This is a genomic window from Streptomyces sp. MK37H (assembly GCF_018035285.1).
Taxonomy (GTDB): Bacteria; Actinomycetota; Actinomycetes; order Streptomycetales; family Streptomycetaceae; genus Streptomyces; species Streptomyces endocoffeicus.
This window is the reverse complement of record NZ_JAAAYH010000654.1, coordinates 1-3,481: the sequence shown is the minus strand read 5'-3', so window position 1 is coordinate 3,481 and position 3,481 is coordinate 1. Positions and strand designations below refer to the sequence as shown.

Genomic DNA, 3,481 nt, shown 5'->3' with positions numbered 1-3,481 from the left:
CCGGAGACCCCCGTCCTCGGCGTACGGGCGAAGACCCCGTTCTCCAGAGGCACCGCCGGGGCGTCCGGCACCCGGGTGCCCCCGCAGCCCTCGACACCGCCGCGCCCCTCCGCACCACCGCGCACCGGCGGGCTCTTCGCGGCCGGCGGGCCGGGCGGCCGGCGCCGTCCGCCCAGCCGTACGGCGGCCGCCGCCGCGAGTCTCGTCCTCGGGCTCGGGCTGCTCGGCGGGGCGGCGGCCGGAAGCTGGCTGGGCGACGACCCCGGCGCCCCGCCGTCCACCGCCGACACCTACGCCCACGCCCGCTCCGCCTGGCACAGCATCCCCGTGGACGACCTCTTCCCGCGCACCCTGCGCGGCAAGGGCGAGGGCCCCGGCGGCGCCGACCGCGTCTGGACCCGGATAGCCGTGGCCCCCGACAGCAGCTGCGGCGGGGGATTCGATCCGCTGCTCGCCAAGGCGCTGGCCCCGGTGGGCTGCAAACGGCTGGTGCGGGCCACCTACACCGACGCCACCAGCACCAGCGTCACCACCGTCGGAGTGCTGATCACCACCTCCGGCCCCACCGGGATGCGGGCGCTGCGGCAGCGCTTCGTCACCGAGAAGCTGGACGAGCGCACCGATCTGATGCCCCGCACGTACGCCGCCAAGGGCACCGCCGCGGCCGGTTTCGGCGACGACCAGCGCGCCAGCTGGCGGATCCGGATCCTCACCGACGCCCCCGCCGTCATCTACACCGTCACCGGCTTCGCCGACGGCCGTGAGGTCACCGACCCGCAGTCGGCGGGCGAGGCGACCCAGCGCGGAGCCACCTCGGCCCCCGCGCAGTCCGGCCTCGGCAACGACGCCCGGGCCATCGCCGACGCGATCGAGGCCGGATTCCGCCGGGCCCTGGCCACATTCACGGAGACCACGTCATGACCAGGATCGGGCGGCGCCTCGCCGTGGCCCTCGCCGCCGCCGGGCTGACCCTGGTGCCCGCCGCGCCCGGATACGCCGACGGCATACAGGCCCAGGAGTGGGCGCTGGACACCCTCCACGTCCGCGAGGCATGGCAGACCACCAAGGGCTCCGGGATCACCGTCGCCGTCCTCGACACCGGCGTCGACGACGGCCATCCCGACCTCGAAGGCCAGGTGCTGCCGGGGAAGGACCTCATCGGCTTCGGCGCCCGGCGCGGCGAGCGCGCCTGGGCCCGCCACGGCACCGCCATGGCCGGGATCATCGCCGGGCACGGCCACGGCGCGTCCGGCGGCGAGGGCGTCCTGGGTGTCGCCCCGAAGGCGCGGATCCTGCCGGTGCGGGTGATCCTCGAGGACTCCGATCCCGACCGTAAGAAGGCCCGCTCGACCCGTGGCGGCGCGCTCGCCGCCGGTATCCGCTGGGCGGCCGACCACGGCGCCGACGTCATCAACCTCTCGCTGGGCGACGACAGCGCCTCCGCCCACCCCGAGGCCGCCGAGGACGCCGCCGTGCAGTACGCGCTGCGCAAGGGCGCGGTCGTGGTCGCCTCCGCGGGCAACGGCGGCGAGAAGGGCGACCGGGTCTCCTACCCGGCCGCCTACCCCGGGGTCATCGCCGTGACCGCCGTGGACCGCTACGGCTCCCGCGCCGCCTTCTCCACCCGCCGCTGGTACGCCACCGTCTGCGCACCCGGCGTCGACGTGGTCATCGCCGACCCCGACAAGCGCTACTACGAGGGCTGGGGCACCAGCGCGGCCGCCGCCTTCGTCTCCGGCTCCGTCGCCCTCGTCCGCGCCGCCCACCCCGACCTGAGCCCGCGCCAGATCCGCGGGCTCCTCACCCGGACCGCCCAGGACGTCCCCGAGGGCGGCCGCAGCGACGACCTCGGCGCGGGCCTGGTGAACCCGGCGGCCGCGATCACCGCGGGCGACAAGCTGAAGCCCGAGGCCCAGCGCCCCGCCGCGGCCGTCTCCCCGAACCGCTACTTCGGCAACGGCCCCGGCCACACCCAGGGCGCCCACGACGACTCCGGCCCCAACCAGATGGCCCTCCTCGCCGGCCTCGCCGGCACGGCCCTGGTCATCGCCGCGATATCCCTGTGGCGCGGCTCGGGCCCCTTGCGGGTGCCCCCGCGGCTGCGGGCGCTGCTGACAGGGGTGCGTACGCGCTGAGCGGCGCCCGGCGGCCGCGATGATCGGCGGCGGCCCGCTGTTGGGTGCGCCGCTGACGGGGTTCCGTCGGCCCTGAGCGGCGCCCGGCCGCCGAGTCGTGGGCTCGGGCCCGGTGTGCGCGCCTGGTCGTGGGCATCCGTACGGGCTGAAGCACGGCTGCGGTTGTCGGGGCGGCGCGCTGGTCGGGCCGCTCGCCGGTGCCCTGGGCGCGCCGGGCCAGGGCCCCTCGGCGGTTGTCGGGTTCGGGCGCGCTGCTCGCGGGGAGCCTGCGCGCTGAAGGCCCGGCGGCGGTCGTCGGCTGGGGGCCGTTCCGGAGCAGGCCGCTTACCGCGACCCGTATGCGGCGGTCGTCGCCACGGCCGTCCGTGCCACCTCTTCCACCAGGGCCACTCCGCCCTCCCGGTCGGCATTGCCCTCGGAGAGCACCGCGATCAGATAGGGCCGGCCGTTCGCCGTCACCTCGCCGATGCTGTTGACGACCCACAGGCCGGTGGCGTCGCGGGGCATCCAGCCGTTCTTGAGCCGCGTTCCCGCGCCGGTGCCGTCCGCGGCGGACGAGATGCCCCAGGTCTGACCGGCGGTGACGCGGCCCATCAGCGTCCGTGGATACGCCTGCGACCGCGCGCTCAGCGGGGAGCCGTCCAGGAAGACCGCGCGCAGCAGGGTCAGCTGATCGGACGCGGTGGTGTGCGTCAGCCCCCAGCGTCCGCGGTCGTCGGCGTGCGTATCGGTCAGCCCGAGCCGGCCCAGCGCGGTCTCGAGGCCGTTCGCCCCGCCGATCGTCTGCCACAGCGCCGTCGCCGCGTCGTTGTCGCTCCGCTCGATCATCACGGTGGCGTACGAGCGCTCCTGAGCGGTCAGCCGCCGCCCCTCGTCCTGTGCCCCGAGCAGCAGCGCCGCGAGGATGCCGACCTTGATGACGCTCGCCGTGGCGTACGAGCCGTCGCCATGGGCCCCGCTCGTTCCCGACCCGGGCTCCAGGACGGCGACCGAGAAGTCCGCGGCCAGGGGCGCGAGCGCGTCGGCGAGCGCCCCGGTCAGCCCGCCCGCACCGGACAGGGCGGACGGGGCCGGGCCGCCGTCGTCCACGCGTTCCACGCCGTCTCCTTCACTGCCCCTGCCCCGGGTGGGGGTGCGGGGGATCTCGGTCTCATCGCTGTCGATACCCTCATGGCGTGGCGCTCAAGAACATTCCCGACCCCGGCTTCTCCGGCGACGACGGCTCCGCCGACCCCCGGCTGACCGCGGCGCTCGCCGCCTGGGCCGATGACCGCTCGGCCGAACCGGAGGTGCTCGCCGCGCTCACCGACGCCCGCCTGCTCGTCCCCGTGGTGGCGATCCTCGGC

Annotated in this window: 4 protein-coding genes; 3 read left to right on the top strand and 1 reads right to left on the bottom strand. The window is 76.3% G+C overall.

The features are described from left to right. Positions 1-75: 75 nt before the first annotated feature. Positions 76-921, top strand: a complete 846-nt coding sequence (locus GWI24_RS42195; RefSeq protein WP_308344274.1) for a hypothetical protein — start codon at positions 76-78, stop codon at positions 919-921. Next, positions 918-2,135, top strand: a complete 1,218-nt coding sequence (gene mycP, locus GWI24_RS42190; RefSeq protein WP_210951312.1) for a type VII secretion-associated serine protease mycosin — start codon at positions 918-920, stop codon at positions 2,133-2,135. Before GWI24_RS42195 ends, mycP begins: the two co-directional genes overlap by 4 nt. A 324-nt stretch (positions 2,136-2,459) precedes the next feature. On the opposite strand, the gene GWI24_RS42185 is transcribed toward mycP, so the two are convergent. Then, on the bottom strand, positions 2,460-3,233 hold the full coding sequence (locus GWI24_RS42185; protein ID WP_210951311.1) for a serine hydrolase: 774 nt from the start codon (positions 3,231-3,233) through the stop codon (positions 2,460-2,462). Positions 3,234-3,310: 77 nt separating this feature from the next. Here GWI24_RS42185 and GWI24_RS45965 point away from each other — a divergent pair. After that, on the top strand, positions 3,311-3,481 hold a 171-nt coding region (locus GWI24_RS45965), incomplete at its 3' end, for an SseB family protein (protein WP_308344273.1).

Bases quoted from the DNA above. Each gene is read 5' to 3' on its own strand.
- mycP (WP_210951312.1), top strand. From the start codon at position 918: ATGACCAGGATCGGGCGGCGCCTCGCCGTGGCCCTCGCCGCCGCCGGG.